The organism is Streptomyces odontomachicola (assembly GCF_039605595.1).
Taxonomy (GTDB): domain Bacteria; phylum Actinomycetota; class Actinomycetes; order Streptomycetales; family Streptomycetaceae; genus Streptomyces.
The window spans coordinates 15,090-32,490 of record NZ_JBCFOK010000029.1 but is presented as its reverse complement, the minus strand read 5'-3'; the positions used below and the strand labels follow the sequence as shown (position 1 = coordinate 32,490).

At 71.5% G+C, this 17,401-nt stretch carries 11 protein-coding genes; 2 read left to right on the top strand and 9 right to left on the bottom strand.

The genetic code is table 11. From position 1 onward, the window contains the following. Positions 1 to 54 precede the first annotated feature (54 nt). The 9 genes from ABEE00_RS34315 to ABEE00_RS34275 form a co-directional block, all read right to left on the bottom strand. Positions 55 to 3,078, bottom strand: a complete 3,024-nt coding sequence (locus ABEE00_RS34315) for an NHLP bacteriocin export ABC transporter permease/ATPase subunit (RefSeq protein WP_451918740.1) — start codon at positions 3,076 to 3,078, stop codon at positions 55 to 57. A gap of 1 nt (position 3,079) precedes the next feature. Continuing rightward, on the bottom strand, positions 3,080 to 5,206 hold the full coding sequence (locus tag ABEE00_RS34310) for an NHLP family bacteriocin export ABC transporter peptidase/permease/ATPase subunit (RefSeq protein ID WP_345749740.1): 2,127 nt from the start codon (positions 5,204 to 5,206) through the stop codon (positions 3,080 to 3,082). 371 nt (positions 5,207 to 5,577) lie between these two features. After that, positions 5,578 to 6,375: an HlyD family efflux transporter periplasmic adaptor subunit gene (locus ABEE00_RS34305; protein WP_345749716.1), complete on the bottom strand. Its 798-nt coding sequence runs from the start codon at positions 6,373 to 6,375 to the stop codon at positions 5,578 to 5,580. 240 nt (positions 6,376 to 6,615) lie between these two features. Beyond that, complete coding sequence (locus ABEE00_RS34300) at positions 6,616 to 6,819, bottom strand: type A2 lantipeptide (RefSeq protein WP_345749715.1); 204 nt, start codon at positions 6,817 to 6,819, stop codon at positions 6,616 to 6,618. Between the two features lie 675 nt (positions 6,820 to 7,494). Further along, positions 7,495 to 8,718 carry a M20 metallopeptidase family protein gene (locus ABEE00_RS34295; protein ID WP_345749714.1) on the bottom strand — a complete coding sequence of 408 codons (1,224 nt, stop codon included), beginning with the start codon at positions 8,716 to 8,718 and terminating at the stop codon, positions 7,495 to 7,497. Positions 8,719 to 8,860: 142 nt separating this feature from the next. Continuing rightward, a complete protein-coding gene (locus ABEE00_RS34290; protein ID WP_345749739.1) occupies positions 8,861 to 10,708 on the bottom strand; it encodes a bifunctional sugar phosphate isomerase/epimerase/4-hydroxyphenylpyruvate dioxygenase family protein in 1,848 nt (615 codons plus the stop codon). 84 nt (positions 10,709 to 10,792) lie between these two features. Then, complete coding sequence (locus ABEE00_RS34285; RefSeq protein WP_345749713.1) at positions 10,793 to 11,740, bottom strand: shikimate dehydrogenase; 948 nt, start codon at positions 11,738 to 11,740, stop codon at positions 10,793 to 10,795. Next, positions 11,737 to 13,092, bottom strand: coding sequence for an MFS transporter (locus ABEE00_RS34280; protein WP_345749712.1), 1,356 nt, complete (start codon positions 13,090 to 13,092; stop codon positions 11,737 to 11,739). Before ABEE00_RS34280 ends, ABEE00_RS34285 begins: the two co-directional genes overlap by 4 nt. Positions 13,093 to 13,551: 459 nt before the next feature. Beyond that, positions 13,552 to 14,199, bottom strand: coding sequence for a TetR/AcrR family transcriptional regulator (locus ABEE00_RS34275; protein ID WP_345749711.1), 648 nt, complete (start codon positions 14,197 to 14,199; stop codon positions 13,552 to 13,554). 185 nt (positions 14,200 to 14,384) lie between these two features. Here ABEE00_RS34275 and ABEE00_RS34270 point away from each other — a divergent pair, with 185 nt between their 5' ends. Both ABEE00_RS34270 and ABEE00_RS34265 read left to right on the top strand, forming a co-directional pair. Next, positions 14,385 to 15,605 carry an RNA-guided endonuclease InsQ/TnpB family protein gene (locus ABEE00_RS34270; RefSeq protein WP_345749710.1) on the top strand — a complete coding sequence of 407 codons (1,221 nt, stop codon included), beginning with the start codon at positions 14,385 to 14,387 and terminating at the stop codon, positions 15,603 to 15,605. Between the two features lie 41 nt (positions 15,606 to 15,646). After that, entirely contained in the window at positions 15,647 to 17,305 is a 1,659-nt protein-coding gene (locus ABEE00_RS34265) for an AMP-binding protein (RefSeq protein ID WP_345749709.1), read from the top strand. The last annotated feature ends 96 nt before the right edge of the window (positions 17,306 to 17,401 follow it).

Here is a 17,401-nt window from a genome sequence, read left to right as displayed (position 1 = left end):
GCGGGCCACACCCTCGTACCGCTCGGCACCCGGCGCGCGGCACAGGCGAGAGCCTCACCGCATCTGCCGCCGCAGCAGCTCGTGCAGCTGCCCTCCCGTGTCGGCCAGGAGCTCGGCCGGCGGGCCCTGCTGGACCACCCTGCCCTCGGACATGACCACGACGCGGTCCGCGTCCATGACCGTGGAGAGCCGGTGCGCGATCACGATGCGCGTGGCCCGCAGCTTGCGGGTGCTGTCGATGACGATGCGCTGGGTCTCGTTGTCCAGCGCGCTGGTCGCCTCGTCGAAGAAGAGCAGGCGGGGACGGCGGATGAGGGCCTGGGCGATCATCAGGCGCTGGCGCTGGCCGCCGGAGATCGTGCCGCCGCCGTCCGAGAGCATCGTGTGCATGCCCATCGGCATCCGCTTGATGTCCTCGGCGAGGCCCGCCATCGCGGCCGCCTCCCACGCCTCCTCCTGCGAGAACATCTCCGCGCCGCAGATGCTGTCCAGGATCGAACCGGTGAAGGGCTGCGCGTTCTGGAGCACCACGCCGCACTGCCGCCGCACCGCCGCCTGGTCCAGCGCCGCCAGGTCCTGGCCGTCGTACAGCACGCTCCCCGAGGCCGGGCTGTCGAAGCCGATCAGCAGCCTGAGCAGGGTGGACTTGCCGCAGCCGCTCGCCCCGACGACCGCGAGGAACTCGCCGGGCGCGACGCGGAAGGAGACGTCGTCCAGGACCAGCGGGCCGTCGTCGGAGTAGCGGAAGGAGAGCTGCCGCGCCTCGATCGCGCCGGACAGCTCGCCGGGCTGGGTGCTGCCGCCGCGTACCTCGGGGCGCTCGTCCAGTACGGGCTTGAGCTGCTCGAACATCGGCAGCGCCGAATAGGCCGAGATCAGCGCGTTGGTGAGCTGGGTGGCCGAGGTCAGCATCATGGTCACCGAGGTGTTGAACGTGAGGAAGGCGCTCGGCGAGAGGCTGCCCCGCGCGGGCCCGGCGATCAGCATGAACATCGTGAGCGAACAGAGCGGCAGGTAGACCGCGTTCAGCACCGTGGTCAGGTTCTTGATCCTGCCCACCCGCTGCTGGAGCTCCCTGCTGCGCGCGAACTCCCTCGCCCACGCCGCGTAAGCGAAGCTCTCCGCCGCCGCCACCCGCAGCTTCGGCAGGCCGCGCAGGGTCTGGAAGGCGCGGTTGTTGAGCTTGTGGGTGAGCTCGATGAGCTGCCGCTGCCAGCGGAGCTGCCACAGGCCCATGCCGAGGAACACCGAGGCGATCACGACCAGCAGCGCGAGGCCCATCAGCGCCAGCGGGACGGAGAAGAAGAGGAGCAGGAAGAGGTTCATCGCGCCGACCGTGCACGCTTGGATCGCGATCGGGCCCACCCCGGACAGCAGCCGGCGCATGGTGCTCACGCCCATGGCGGCGCCGGCCAGTTCGCCGGTGGAGCGCTCGGTGAAGAACCGCGTGGGCAGCCCCAGCAGCCGGTCCCACACCGCGGGTTGGAGCGTCGCCTCGACCCGGCCCTCCATGCGCAGCACCGAGAGGTTCTGCAGCAGCATGAACACGGCCGCCACGATGCTGCTCACCACCAGCGCCATCGGGATCTGCACGATGAGATCCGTCTGCGCCTGCGGTACGAAGGTGCCCAGCACCTGTCCCGTGGCGACCGGCACCAGCGCGCCGAGGCCCACCGCGACCAGTCCGCCCAGCAGCAGGTTCCGCATCTCCATGCGGGTGCCGCGCAGGCTGAAGCGCAGCAACTGCCATGGTGTGAGCGGCTTGTCGGGCAGCGGCCTGTAGAACATCACGCCGCGCGCCTCGAACTGCCCGGCGTTCTTGCGGCCGATACGTGTACGCCGTTCCCCGGCGCCGCCGAACAGGGCCGCCGTGCCGTCGGGGTCCGCGCCGGATCCCGGGAAGCCCGCGGGCTCGACCGCCTCGTAGCGGCCGCGCCGCCACAGCAGCGCCACCGGTTCGCCGGTCTCCGCGCGCTGGCCGACCAGCGGCCCGCTGTTCTCCCGCCACCAGTCCCCGGTCAGCTTCACCACGCGGGTGCGTACGCGGGAGGCGACGGCGATCCGCTCCACCGGGTTCATCCGGTCGTTGCCCGTTCCGGTCTCCTGGGGTGCGCTCAGGGTGATCCCGGAGGCTTCACCGACCATGCGGCACACCGCGAGGGTCGCGTCGTCCTCCGCGCCCGGGGTGCTGCCCGGCGACTTGCCGGTCGAGCCGATGGAGGCGAGCAGCGCCTGGTCGGCCTGCGCGCGCACCGCCTCGCCCGCCTCGATGCCCGCGGCCGTACGGTCCTCGTGCGCGCGCTCCAGGCGCTCGATCCAGCGGTCCAGCGCGGTCAGCAGCCGGTACTGCTGATTCACCATGCGCTGCCACATGGCGCCGTCCACCAGCAGGTCGCGGGCGGTCTCGGCTCCGTAAGCGGCGCCGTACTGCACGCTGCCAGGGGACACCGGCATCCACAGGATGTCCTCGTCCGCGCCCTCCGGATGCTGGGCAGCGTCGCCCAGCTGACCGTCCAGCGGTGCCTCGAACAGGACCCGTGTGCCGCGCCCGACGCCGTGCGCGAAGGCGTCCTCCAGCAGGCTCAGGGCACCGTCGGGGCTGCCCCCGCCCCAGGTGTCGCCGGCGCCGTACCCGTACGGGTCCCCGTAGGGGTCTGCTGACTGGCCGCCGTACGGATCCCCGTACTGGCTCCCGTACGGGTCCGACGGCTCGGGCCGGTACAGCTCGCGCAGTTGGATGCGGCGCAGCGCGCACTCCTGCAACGGCCGCCCCACCAGCGTGTGCTGCGGGCCCTGCACCGGGCCGATCAGCAGGGTGCCGGGGCCGAGCCTGCCGAGGAAGTGCCAGTGGCCCTGGGCCGCGGCGTCCACCGCGAACAGGTCCATCGCACCGCCCGCGACCAGCCACAACACCTGCGGGCCCTCGAGGCCGAGGCTGCGCACGCCGGTGCAGTCGACCTGTTCGCCGAGCCCGCCCAGGGCGCCGACGACCAGGTCCTCGCCGCCTGGCGCCGGGTTCTGCGGCGGCTCGGAGGGCTCGGGCTGCTCCGGCTGCCCCGGGTGCTGAACGGCCTCCACCTCAGTGCTCCTTGACCAGTTCGGCATAGGCGCCGCCCGCGGCCACGAGGTCCTCGTGGCGGCCGCGTTCCACGATCGTTCCGTGGTCCAGCACCACGATCTCGTCGCTGTCGCGCACGGTGCTCAGCCGGTGCGCGATCACGACGCAGGCGCAGCCGCGGCGGCGCAGGTTGTCGATGATGACCTGCTCGGTCTCCGCGTCCAGCGCGCTGGTCACCTCGTCCAGGACCAGGATGCTGGGCCGCCGTACCAACGCCCTGGCGATCTCCAGACGTTGCCGCTGCCCGCCGGAGAAGTTGCGGCCGTCCTGCTCGACGCGGCTGTGGATGCCGCCGGCCCGCCGCGCGATCACGTCGTGGATCGCGGCGTCCTGGAGCGCGGCCGTCACCGCCTCGTCCGGGATCGAGGGGTCCCACAGCGCCACGTTGTCCCGCACCGTGCCCTCGAAGAGGAAGACGTCCTGGTCCACGAAGGAGACGGAGGAGGCCAGCGCGCTGCGCGAGAGATCCTCCAGGCGCTGCCCGTCGATCCTGATCGCGCCCTCCCACGGGCTGTAGAGGCCCGAGATGAGCCGCGACACCGTGGACTTGCCGCTGCCGGAGCCGCCGACCAGCGCCACCTGCTGTCCGGGCCCCAGCGCCAGCGAGAAGTCCGTGAGCAGCGGCTTGTCCAGGGGGCTGTAGCCGAAGGTGACGTTCTCCAGGGCGACGTGGCCCTTGAGCCGCCGGGTGCTGGCCTCCGGTTCGTCACGCGTGTAGAGCGAGTCGGCCGGGAAGTTCTCCACGTCCTTGAGCCGGGCCACATCGGCGGCGAAGTCCTGGATGCGGCCCGCCACTCCGTTCAGCCGGGTGATGGGCGCGGTGAAGCTGGTGACCAGCGACTGGAAGGCGACCAGCAGACCGATGGAGATGTGCCCCTCCACGGCCCGGGTGCCGCCGATCATCAGGATCATCGCGCTGTTCAGCGCCGCGAGGGTGGGCGCCACCACGGCCAGCCAGGCGGTCGGCACGCCGAGCCGCTGCTGCTCGTCCAGCGTCGTGGCGTGCTGCCCGGCCCAGCGGCGGAAGAACCCGTTCTCGCCGCCGGTCGCCTTCATGGTCTCGATCAACTGCAGACCGGAGTACGAGGTGTTGGTCAGCCGCGCGGTGTCGGCCCGCAGCTTCTGCGTACGCGTCGCCCGCAGCCTGATCACGATCCGCATCGCCAGCACGTTGAGCAGCGCGATCGAGATGCCCACGACCGTGAGCTGCGGGTCGTACGTCCACAGCAGCAGCGCGTAGAGCACCACCACCACGGCGTCCACGCCCGCCGCGGCGAGGTCCCTGGCCAGGGTCTCGGCGACGGTGTCGTTGGACTGGAGGCGCTGCACCAGATCGGCCGGATTGCGCTGCGCGAAGAAGGTGACGGGCAGCCGGAGCAGGTGCCGGAAGAATCTCGCGCTGCCGAGGGTGGACGAGATGATCCGCCCGCGCAGCAGGTTGGCCTGCTGCAACGCGGTCAGCGCCGCGGTGAGCACCACCATCGTGCCCATCGAGGCGAACAGCACGCCCAGCAGCGAGGTCTGGTTCCCGAGCAGGAACATGTCGATGTACGTACGGCTCAGCGCGGGTACAGCGGCGCCGACGCCCACCAGCAGCAGGCTCGCCACCAGCGCGGCCAGCATGGTGCCGCTGGTACCCCGCAGGCGCGCGGGCATGGCACCCAGAATCCCCGGCTTGCGGCCGCCCTTCCGGAAGCCCTCGGAGGGCTCGAAGGTGAGCACCACACCGGTGAAGCTCGTGTCGAACTCCTCCATCGGCACGAACCTGCGGCCCTTGTCCGGGTCGTTGATGTGCACGCCCTTGCGCCCGAAGCGGCGGCCCATCCCGTCGTACACGACGTAGTGGTTGAACTCCCAGAACAGGATCGCGGGCGAGCGCACCCCGGCCAGCGCGGCGGGCTCCATCTGCATGCCCTTGGCCTGGAGCCCGTAACTCCTGGCCGCCTTCAGCAGGTTGCTGGCCCGCGAGCCGTCGCGGGAGACGCCGCAGGCGATCCGCAGCTCCTCCAGCGGCACGTGCTTGCCGTAGTGCGCGAGCACCATCGCCAGCGAGGCCGCGCCGCACTCGACGGCCTCCATCTGGAGCACCGTGGGCGTGCGGACCGTCTTCGTCTTCCCCTGCGCCGGGGTGGGACGCGTCCGGTTGGCGCGATTGCGCTGCGTACGCTGCCGCCCGTGCCGGGCCGGCGGCCGGTGCTTCCCGCGCCCGCCGGGCTGCGCGGGCGGCAGATGCTGCGCGGCGGGCGCCTGCTGCACGGGACCGGCCTCTTGTACGGGGCCTGCTTCGGGGGCCTGCTGTACGGGGCTTGCCTCGGGCGCCTGGTGTACGGGGCCGGCCTGCGGCTCCTGCGGTGGCTGCTCCTGCGCCGGTGCGTTCTGCTGCGTGTTCTGCTGCGGATGTCCCTGGTGCACGGCGCTCTGTTGTGCGGGGCCTTGCTGGGTGGGGTCCTGCTGCGCGGTCACGGGAGCAGCCAATCGATCGGGCGCTGCGGCGGCAGGTGCAGGGCGGCGTCGGCCGGTGTCATGGACTCGGGGCCCTTCGGCGGTCCCTGCTTCGTGGACCAGGCGTAACCCGAGCCCTTGCGCTCCAGCTCCACCACCACGGGGACCGGCGAGCCCTGCGCGGACAGCCGCCCCGCGAGCTGCTGGTCGCCGAGGAACCCGGCGATCTGCTGCCGCGACTGGGGACCGGAGCCGACCGACTTCACCTTGCCCTTGAGCACGCCGTACTGCTGCGCCGGTACGGACTGGACGCTGAGGTCGACGGGGGAGCCCGCGGTCACCGTCGAGGCGCTCTTGGCCGGCACGTACGCGAGGGCCACCAGGGGTTCGCCGGGGTGCGAGATCCGCTCCACGGTGGCCACGTCCCTGCCGGTGGTGACGACCGAGCCGATCTTCGCGACGAGCGTGGTGACGCGCCCCGTGGCCACGGCCCGCACGGCGCGGTAACCGCGCTCGGTGCGCAGGCGCAGCACCGGGGTGCCGGCCCGCACCATCTGGCCCTCCTTCGCGAGGACCTGGGTGACCTGCCCGGACACCGGGCTCTGCAGCATGTAGCTGCCCTGCGCGTGGGTGAGGACGGCGGGGGCGCTCAGCTTGGAGGACACCGTGCCCGTGACGGCCCAGAAGCAGGCCGCCGCCATCGCCAGGACCGTGACGGCCAGTATCAGCCGGCCCTGCGGCCGCGCGTAGCGCACCGGCAGGTCCAGCTCCTCCGGCGACTGCAACTTGGCAAGCGCCTTTTGCCGGAACTGCACGGAACTATTCCCTCAACTGCATTCGTCAGCATTCTCCTCGGCGCCCCGGTGCGTGCTCGGCACGTGTTCACCGGCGACGGCGCGCCAGGACGCTAACACAGCGCACCGGAAGCGCAGTTCGGCGCAGTTCGGCGGCCCTTGTGCGCGCATTGCGCAAAAGCGCCCGTAGGCCCCGGAACGGAAAGTGTTCCGGGGCCGGGGAACGTGCCGCACGCGGTGCGGCACCGTTGCGCGAAGACCTCAGAGGCCGGAGACCAGGCCGGTGACGCCGGAGGTGTCGACGCCGGTGGTCTTGGTCACGGTGCCGGTGACCTCGGAAACCGGGGCAACCGAGTCGACGGTGCCGAGGGCGCCGTTCACGGCGCCGCCGACCAGGCCGCCGGACACGTTGTCCAGCTCGGCGTCCGAAATCTCAGCGGTCTCAACCTGGGGGGTGAAGTCCATGACTGGCCTTCCCTTCCTGTGTGTTCCTCAATGGCAATGGCCGGGTATGCCGAATAGGCATACCCCACCGGGAGTGAGCGGACGTCAGTTCCCGGAAATCCGGGTGCCGTTCTACAACTTCCGCGACGCGCCAGATCAAAGCATGGGGACGGGCAGTGCGGCCAACCGGTCGGCTTCGGATAGGTACGACATTCCGGCACGTGAGTTCGCAGTCGTGCGCCCTCGTGCACGGCATGGTGCCGACGCCTTCACAGGATCGCCTTCCGTCATTTCCCTTTCCCGGTCGACGGGTTGACCGCAAAGGGGACACTCCGGCGCCAAAGAGACCGCTCAGCCGCACGGGGTTACCGACGGTCCGACGGTTGCGGCCCCGTTGTGCAGATTCTTTGAAGAGGCGTGTTTTCCGGGGCACTTATTGCGTGCATGAAACGGAGCTGTCACCCCAGGTAACTCCTGGGCGGTAATAACGCCACTAACCCGCGAATGCCCGTTTTCGGCGATACGCAACCCGCGGACGCCGCAGTCCGGGCGAAGGCCCGGCCGGAGGCGCGGAGCGTTGTAGGCCGGGCCGTAACTCACAAGACGGGCGCAACCACCCACCCGAATCCCGCCGCAGCGAAAAGCAGCCAAAAGCAATCCGGGCCGGCGGTCACAGCGCAAACCGCGCAGAGGCGCTCAGCGATGCCGCAGGCGCGAAGCGGCAAGCTCGGCCAGAAGAAGCGCTCCGTCACCCAGCACCGCGTCGTCGAACACGGCCCGCGGCGAGTGGTTGAAGGGCGCCGTCACGGGGTCGGCGCCGGGCGGTGTCGCGCCCAGGAACAGATACGCGCCGGGAACCTCCCGCAGGACGAACGAGAAGTCCTCGGCCCCGGACATGGGCCGCGGCGCCTCCAGCACACGCCGCGCTCCGAACACCTCGCGCGCCACCTCCAGCGCGTACGCCGCCTCGGAGGGGTCGTTCGCCGTCACCGGATACCCCTCCTCGTACGCGACCTCGCAACTCAGCCCGTGTGCCTCCGCGATGCCCCGTACTGTCCGCGAGGCCGCCTCGCGCACGGCGGACCGCCGCTCCTCGCTCAGCGTCCGCACCGTCGCCTCGAAGTGGGCCGTGTCGGGGATGACATTGGCGGCCGTGCCCGCGCGCAGCAGCCCGACCGAGATCACCACCGGCTCGTACGCGTCGAACTCGCGCGTGACCATCGTCTGGAGCGCCGTCACCATCGCGCAGGCCGCCGGCACCGGATCCTGCGCGGCGTGCGGCGAAGAGCCGTGCCCGCCCTGCCCGTTCACGGTCACGCGCAGCGTGTCGGAGGCGGCGAGCAGCGCTCCAGGACGGGTCGCCGCGAGGCCGAGCGGCAGCGTGTTGGCCGCGACGTGCAGCCCGTACGCGGCGTCGGCCCGCCGCCCCGCGGCGTCCAGCACGCCCTCCTCGATCATCAACCGGGCGCCGCCGCCCTCCTCCTCGCCGGGCTGGAACATGAACACCACGTCCCCCGCGAGCTCCGCGCGCCGCGCGGCGAGCAGCTTCGCCGCGCCGACCAGGCCCGCGGTGTGCAGGTCGTGACCGCAGGCGTGCATGGCGCCCGGCACCTCGGATGCGTACGGCTCGCCGCTCTCCTCCTGCACGGGGAGCGCGTCCATGTCGCCGCGCAGCAGCACCACGGGGCCCTGTCCATCGCACGCGCCGCCGCGCAGCACGGCGGTCACCGAGGAGAGCCGCTCGCCGGTGCTGATCTCCAGGCCGAGGCCGTCGAGCGCGGCGAGCACCTTGGCCTGGGTGCGGGGGAGGTGGAGCCCGGTCTCCGGTTCGCGGTGGAGATCACGGCGGAGGGCGACGAGTTCTTCCTGCAAGCCCTGCGGGGCCTCCTGCGCGGACCCGGCGTTCTGCTCGTGCTGCATGGCGGTGCTCCTCGTGCGTGGGGGCGAGGGCCCGGCCTGGCCACCGGGCCGGGGCCAGCTCATCACAGCCCGTCAGATGCGCCGTGCACAGGGGGACACAACGGGCACAGGGCACACCCCGTACCACCTCACCGCCCCCGCCTCACCGTCCCAGCGTTCCGCCCCGCTCCGCGGTGTGCTGCGCCGCCAGCCTGATGGGCGCGTTGGCCGCGCCGTACCCCTCGTAACCCCCGCCGCGCTGCACGAACTCGAAGAAGATCCGGCCCATCGCGGCCGTGTAGCAGTGCCAGAACTCGCCGTGCTCGTCCCGGTCGTAGAGGATGCCCAGCTCCCGCAGCGTCTCCAGCGCGTCGGGAGAGAGGTCCCAGCGGGCGCCCAGGTCGTCGTAGTAGTTGTCGGGGATGGGCAGCAGCTCGGCGCCGTTCTCCCGCACCGCGCGCGCGGTCGCGACGATGTCCTCGGTGGCCAGCGCGATGTGCCGGGGCCGCACCTCCTCGTCGCCCGGTACGGGAGCGACGTTGAGCGCGAGGCGCAGCGAGCCGTCGGCGCTGCTCACCGCGCGGCTCCTGAACAGCCCGTAGGGGTCGGCCAGATCGTGGCTCCCGTCGGGCCGCAGCCCCAGCACGCTGGGGTAGAACAGCGAGGCCTCGTCGAAGCGGTGCCAGGGCTGGGTGAGGGCCACGTGGTCGATGCGGGTGACTCCGGCGCCCGCGGCTCCGGTCGCGTTCGGGGCTGCCCCCAGGGGGGCGGTGGCCTCGAAGTCGCCGGTCCACGACGGGTGTTCCGCGCCGCTGCCGCCCTCGCCGCTTCGTTCCGTACGGCAGAAGAACAGCTCCGTCCCGTCCGGCGCCGCCACCACCTCCAGCGGCGCGTCGCGCGGCGTGTACCGGCGCGGCAGCGCGGGGGCCAGTAGCTGCTCCGCCCGGCGCACCGCGGCTCCCGGGCCCGGGGTCTCCAGGCCCAGCGCGGTGAGCGCGGGACCCGAACGCCGGTCCGCGCCCGCCGCGTTGAGCACGATCCGCGCCCCGCCCTGCTCCCACAGCTCCACCGGCTTCCCGTAGTGGCGTCCCGTACGGGTGAAGCCCAGGGCGGCGAGGAGAGCGCGCACCGGTTCGGTGTCCGCCGCGGCCAGTTCGGCGAAGGCCAGCCCGGAGGGGACGACGGGCGCGGACAGGTCGGCCAGTCCCGCCGCCTCCTCCAGACCGATCAGTGAGCGCATCGCGTCCACCGCCGTACGGCCCGCGTCCGCCTGCCGGAAGACGTCGTTGAACACCTCCAGCGACAGCGGCCCCTCGTACCCGGCCGCCACCGTGTGCCGCACCAGCGAGGCCAGGTCGAAGCCGCCCTGACCTGGGAAGCAGCGGTAGTGGCGGCTCCACTGGAGCACGTCCATCGCCATCCGCGGCGCGTCCGCGAGCTGGAGGAAGAAGATCTTCTCGCCGGGGATGTCCGCGATCCCCTCGGGGTCGGAGCCGCGCGAGAGGATGTGGAAGCTGTCCAGACACGTCCCCAGCGCCGGGTGATCGGCCCGCTCCACGATCCGCCACGCGTGCTCGTACGTGCTGACGTGCCGGCCCCAGGCCAGCGCCTCGTACGCGAGCCGCACGCCGTGCGCCTGGGCCCGCTCGGCGAGCCTGCGGAGCTGGCCGGCGGCGAGCGCGTCGTCGTCCACCGCGTGCGGCGAGACGCTGGAGCACACCAGCATCAGGTCGGCGCCGAGCCGTTCCATGACCGCGAACTTCTGCTCAGCGCGCCGCAGCACGTGCGCGAACCGCTCCTCGGGCAGCGCCTCCGCGTCCCGGAACGGCTGGTACAGATCGATGCCCAGCCCCAGGTCGGCGGCGCGCGCCCGCACCTCCTCGGGGCTCAGCGGGCTGGCCAGCAGGTCGTTCTCGAAGATCTCCACCCCGTCGAAGCCGGCCGCCGCGACGGCCTCCAGCTTCTCCGAGAGCGAGCCGCTGAGCGAGACGGTGGCGATGGACTTGCGCAGCACGGGGTTACTCCTCGCGTGGGTCGGTGTGCGGGTTCGGTACGCGGTTCCCGTACGGGTCGCGTACGCGGACCCCGTACGGGTTCAGTGCGTGGGCTCGGGCGCCGAGGCCGAAGGGGCCGCGGGGGCCACCAGCTCCTCCAGGTCGGCCAGCATCCGTACGGCGTCCGGCTCCCTCCCCGTGAACAGCCGGAACGCGTCGGCCGCCTGGAACACCGCCATCCCACCGCCGTCCAGCGTCCGGCAGCCCGCGGCCCGCGCCGTACGCAGCAGCTCGGTGTCCAGCGGCCGGTAGACGACCTCCGCCACCCACAGCTCGGGCCGCAGCAGCCGCGCGGGCAGCGGAAGCCCGGGATGCGCGGCCATCCCGGTGGGCGTGGCGTGCACGAGGCCGTCCGCGCGCTCCAGCCGTACGGGCAGGTCAGTGGGGGTTACACCGACCGCGCGGCCCGCGCCGAAGCGGGAGTTGAGCGCTTCCGCCAGCGCCTCGGCGCGCGCGGCGTCGGTGTCGGCCACGGTCAGCCGGTCGGTGCCGACGGTGAGCAGCGCGTGCGCGACGGCCGCGCCCGCGCCGCCCGCGCCGAGCTGCACGACGTGGTCCGTCGGCGCGTCCGGGAGCCCCCGCGTGAACGCCTGCGCGAAGCCGGTGACATCGGTGTTGTGCCCGACGGCCCGGCCGCCGCCGAACACGACCGTGTTCACCGCGCCCAGCTCGGCCGCCTCGGGTGCGAGCGCGTCGAGGTACGGGATCACCGACTGCTTGCACGGGTGGGTGATGTTGAGCCCGTCGAAGCCCAATGTGCGGGCGGCGGTGAGGAGTTCGCCGATGCGTTCGGGTCCTGCGCCGGGACCGCCCGATGCGTCGGGCCCGTCCAGTGTGTCCAGGTCGATGCCGCGGTAGAGCAGCCGCAGCCCGTGCCGGTCGGCCTCGCGCTCGTGCAGCGCGGGGCTGAGCGAGGGGCCGATGCCGGAGCCGATCAAGCCGGTCAGGTACGAGGCGGTGCGCGGACGCGGGGTGGTGCGAGGGGTCATGAGGTGGCTGCCACCTGCTTCTCAGCTCCGTTCCTGTCGTCGTACGGGGTGGTGTCCCTGCTCCCGAGCCGGTCGGTGGGCACGCGGTACGTCTCCCGCGCCGTGGCCACGGCGATCGCGCACACCGCGCAGACGGCGGCGGTGAAGGCGGCCACCCCGGTCCAGTTGTCGCCCTTCGGCCCGGCGATCTGCTCCGCGAAGGTCACCGCGAACCCGGATACCGCGAAGCCGATCTGCGTACCGACCGCCATGCCCGACAGCCGCACCCGGGTGCTGAACATCTCGCCGTAGAAGGCGGGCCAGATGCCGTTCGCCGCGCTGTAGACGACGCCGAAGAAGACGACCCCGGTGAGCAGGACGAGCGGGTACGAGCCGGTGGTCAGCGCCCACAGGTACACGAAGATCATGACGCCGGAGCCGAGCGCGCCGGTGAGGAACACCGGCTTCCGCCCGATCCTGTCGGCCAGCCGCGCCCACAGTGGGATCGCGAACAGCGCCACCACGTTGGCCAGCGCGCCCACCCACAGCATCGGCGACTCGCCGAGCCCGACCGAGTCGCCGGTCGCGAACGACAGCGCCCACACGGTGAACACGGTCTGCACGGTGGCGATCAGCGAGGCCGCGATCACCCGCAGGACGTCGGCCCAGTGGTGCCGCACGAGGTCGGCGAGCGGCATCCGCGCGACCTCGTTCTCCGCCGCGGCCTCGGTGAACGCCGGGGTCTCCTCCAGCTTCCGCCTGATCACGTAACCCGCCACCGACACCAGCACGCTGACCAGGAACGGCAGCCGCCAGCCCCAGGTGTAGAGCGCCTCGTCGGGCAGCGCGGCGACCGGGATGAAGACCAGGGTGGCCAGAATCTGGCCGGCCTGCGTGCCGTTGAGCGTGAAGCTCGTGTAGTAGCCGCGCCGGTGTTCGGGGGCGTGCTCCAGCGTCATCGAGTTCGCGCTGGCCTGCTCGCCGGCGGCCGACAGCCCCTGCAGCACGCGCATGAGCACGAGCAGTACGGGCGCTGCCGTACCGATCTGCGCGTACGTGGGCAGGCAGCCGATCACGAACGTCGACAGCCCCATCAGCATCAGCGTGAACACCATGATCCGGCGGCGCCCGAGCCGGTCCCCGATGTGCCCGAGCACCAGCGCGCCGAGCGGGCGCGCCGCGTAGGCCACGCCGAAGGTCGCGAGCGAGACGAGGGTGCCGGTCGCCGGATCGTCCGGATCGAAGAAGACCTTGGGGAAGACGAGCGCCGCGGCGCTCCCGTAGATGAAGAAGTCGTAGTACTCCAGCGCACTACCGATCCACGCGGCAACGGCGGCCCTGCGGGGGCGGCCTGCGGCTCCGGCTCCGGGCATGGGGAGCTCCTCTGCGGCTCTGAAGAGGGAGGGTTAACTAACGTACTAGTTAGTGAGTTACCGTGAGCGCTGCGCGGTGCGGGTGTCAATGGGTCTGCGGGCGTCGCGTTTCGACCGCCGGTCGGCGCCGCTTCTCGTTGCTTCCCGCTGCGGCGGGATTCGGGTGTGTGGTTCCGACTGCCTTGTGCGTTACGGGGCTGCCTCCGACGCTCCGCGCCTGCGGCATCCCCTTGCCTCCGCGCGAGGCATGGTCGCTACCGAAGTGCGCCTCACGGAACGCTGTGGGTGCTACTCGCTTCCCCTTTGAGCTGTGGGCAATCGTTCCGCAGGGGCGAGGGGGGTACCTCTCTGCTCGGAGCGGAGCCGGAGAGCTTGGGGGAGGGTGGGCACAGCGGACCGCAAGCCCCCAGCGTCAGCGCCCCCGCTCCCAACGGGGCCCGGGGCGCAGCCCCGAGAGCCTCAGCGCGTCAGGTACGCCAGCACCATGTCGCCCAACATGCGGCGGTACTCCTCGCGGCGTTCAACAGCAGTCAGGTCGCGCCCGAACAGCGCGCCGAAGGTGTGCCGATTCGCCACCCGAAAGAAGCAGAACGAAGAGATCATCGCGTGGAGATCCACCGCATCCACCTCAGCGGTGAACACCCCCTCCTCGCGCCCTTCGCGCAGAATCCGCCCGATCACCTCGATCGCCGGCGACCCCAGCTCCCGCAGCGTCTCCGACGCGACGATGTGCTCCGCCTCGTGGATGTTCTCGATGCTGACGAGCCGGATGAAGTCCGGATGCTCCTCGTGGTGGTCGAAGGTCAGCTCGGCCAGCCGCCGGATCGCCGCGGCGGGGTCCAACCCGCCGACGTCCAGCCGCTGCTCCTGCTCACGGATGACCGCATACGCCTGCTCCAGCACGGCGGTGAACAGCCGCTCCTTGCCGCCGAAGTAGTAATAGATCATCCGCTTCGTGGTGTGGATGCGGTCCGCGATCTCGTCGATCCGCGCCCCGGTGTACCCCAGCCGCGCGAACTCCTCGGTCGCGACCCGCAGGATCTCGGCCCGCGTACGCACCGCGTCCCGCTGCCGCCCGCGCGTACGTTCCGTCGGCGCGTCGGACATGCGGCTGGGCTCCTCATGAGCGGGTGGTCTGCGGCCGGGCGGGGGCCAGCAGGCGAACGGGTCAGTGGCCGCCAGCCAGTCTACGGGCCCGGCCCGCCACGGTTCCGGCGGTCACGTACGGAGTGATCTCCGGGCCTGCCTGCGCCGACCGCCAATTGTCAGTCCTCCCCGTTACGTTGGCGGGTATGACTGTGGGAGAGGCGGAGGAGAGTGCCGGGTGTGCCCGGTACACCTTCCGCCTGCGTGTCTCGGCGACGGCCCGGCGCGCTTTGGAGGCCGAATGGGGCCGGTGCCGGTGGGTGTGGAACGAGTGCGTCGCGAAGTCGCAGCAGGTCCACCAAGCCGCGAAGGCGACGGGCGTGACGCTGGCCTGCGGGCCGGCCCAACTCGACAAGATGCTGACCGGGGCCCGGAGGGTGACGCCGTGGCTGGCGGAGGGCGCCTCGGTGCCTCAGCAGCAGGTGATCCGCGACTTCGGGAAATCGCGGGCGAAGGCGCTCAAGGACATCAAGGACCGGCTGCCGCAGCGGTGTCGAGCCGGGATGCCGCGGTGGAAGAAGCGGCGGGAGGCGAGGCCGAGTCTGAACTACACCCGGCGGGGCTTCCGTTTGAAGGACGGACGCTTGCACTTGGCGGGTGGCATCGTGCTGAGGGTGGTGTGGTCACGGGAGCTTCCCCAACCCCCGTCGTCGGTGCGGGTGTATGAGGACGTCACAGGTGCCTGGTACTGCTCGTTCGTCGTCCTCGGCGTGAGCGAATCGTTGCCCGAGACAGGTCGGGTGCTCGGGGTCGACTGGGGCGTACGGGAGTTGGCGACCACCACCAGTGACACACACGATCTTCCCCATCCCGGGTACGGGCGGAAGGCCAAGGAGAAGCTGACCCGCTACGACCGCATGATGGCCCGGCGGAAACCGTCGAAGGGCCAGGTCGCGTCGAAGGGCTACCGAGAGGCCAAGAAACAGCGGGCGAAGGCGCACCGGAAGGTGGCCCGACAGCGGCAGGACACCGCCCGCAAGTGGGCGAAGAAGGTCGTGACCGACCACGACGCGATGGCCGTGGAGGACTTCCGGCCCAAGTTCCTGGCCAAGTCGACGATGGCGTGCAGGGCCGCGGACGCGGCGATCGGTGCCACCAAGCAGGCGCTGGTGGAGATGGCGCGCAAGCATGGCCGCATCGTGCACCTGGTCAACCCCGCGCACACCACCATGGACTGTGCGCAGTGCGGAGCGAGAACCAAGCACGCACTACCTCTCTCGGAACGTACCTACACCTGCACCGCGTGCGGAGCCGTCTCGCTCAGAGACAAGAACTCCGCCCACGTGATGCTGGTCCGGGCCGGTCTGGCCCCGGTTGGTGCTGAGGGCGTAAGACCGGCCGAGGCGCCGCCTCGGGAGGCTGCCTGAGCCAGGAATTCCCCGGCTTCGCCCGGGGAAGCAGTCAAAGCGTGACGACCGCACTGACGACGACACCGACGCCGAGCTACGCCTCGGGAACCTCCGCCGTGCCGCTGCTCGGCGACACCATCGGCGACAATCTCGACCGCGTCGCCGCCGCGCATCCGGAGCGCGACGCGCTGGTCGACCGCGGTGGCACGGAGGGTGTGCGCCGCTGGACGTACGCGGAGTTCCGCGCCGAGGCCGACGTGCTGGCGCTCGGCCTGCTGCGGCTCGGCATCGGCAAGGGCGAACGGGTCGCGATCTGGGCGCCCAACTGCGCGGAGTGGACGCTGACCCAGTACGCGACGGCCAAAATCGGCGCCGTCCTGGTCAATGTGAACCCCGCATACCGCGCCCACGAGCTCGAATACGTACTGAACCAGTCGGGAACCCGCCTCCTCATCGCCGCGCGCAGCTTCAAGACCTCCGACTACGCGGGGATGATCGAGGAGGTGCGGCCCCGCTGCCCGGCGCTCGAGCACGTCGTGCTGCTGGACAGCGACGCGTGGACCGGGCTGCTGGAGCACGGGAACGGCGCCGACCCGGGCGAACTGACCGAACGGCAGCGGGCGTTGAGCCCGGACGACCCGGTGAACATCCAGTACACCTCGGGCACCACCGGCTTCCCCAAGGGCGCGACACTCTCGCACCACAACATCCTCAACAACGGCTTCTTCGTGGGCGAGTTGTGCGGCTACACCGAGCGCGACCGCGTGTGCATCCCGGTGCCCTTCTACCACTGCTTCGGCATGGTCATGGGCAACCTCGCCTGCACAAGCCACGGCGCGGCGATGGTGATCCCCGCGCCCGCCTTCGACCCGGCGGCGACGCTGTCGGCCGCGGCGGAGGAGCGGTGTACGTCGCTGTACGGGGTGCCCACGATGTTCATCGCGATGCTGAACGCGCCGGGGTTCGACGAGCACGACCTCTCCTCGCTGCGTACCGGGATCATGGCCGGATCCACCTGCCCGGAAGAGGTGATGCGGCAGGTCATCGACCGGATGGGCATGACCGAGGTGTCCATCTGCTACGGAATGACCGAGACCTCCCCGGTGTCCACCCAGACCCGCACCGACGACTCGCTGGAGCGCCGCGTGAGCACGGTCGGACGGGTCGGCCCGCACCTGGAGGTGAAGGTGGCCGACCCCGCGACAGGGCTCACCGTCCCGCGCGGCGAGCCCGGCGAACTCTGCACCCGCGGCTACTCCGTGATGCTCGGCTACTGGGAGGAGCCCGAGCGCACCGCCGAGGCCGTCGACGCGGCGCGCTGGATGCACACGGGCGACCTCGCGGTGATGGACGAGGACGGGTACCTCAGCGTCACCGGGCGGATCAAGGACATGGTCATCCGCGGCGGCGAGAACCTCTACCCGCGCGAGATCGAGGAGTTCCTCTACACCCACCCGGACATCCTGGACGCCCAGGTCATCGGCGTACCGGACGAGAAGTACGGGGAGGAGCTGATGGCCTGGGTGCGGCTGCGGGAGGGAGCCCCTGCTCTGGACGCGGCCGCGCTGCGCGCCTTCTGCGAGGGCCGCCTCGCGCACTTCAAGATCCCGCGCTATGTGCATGTGGTCGAGGAGTTCCCGATGACCGTCACCGGCAAGGTGCGGAAGGTGGAGATGCGCGAGCAGGCCGTACGGCTGCTGGGGCTCGACGGCGCCTGAGCCGCGGTGCGGGGGCCGGGTCGGGCCGGGTGTGTGTGCGGGGCCCGGTTACGTACCCGCTACGCCTCCTGCGGCAGTCGCGCCCGGCGCCCGTGC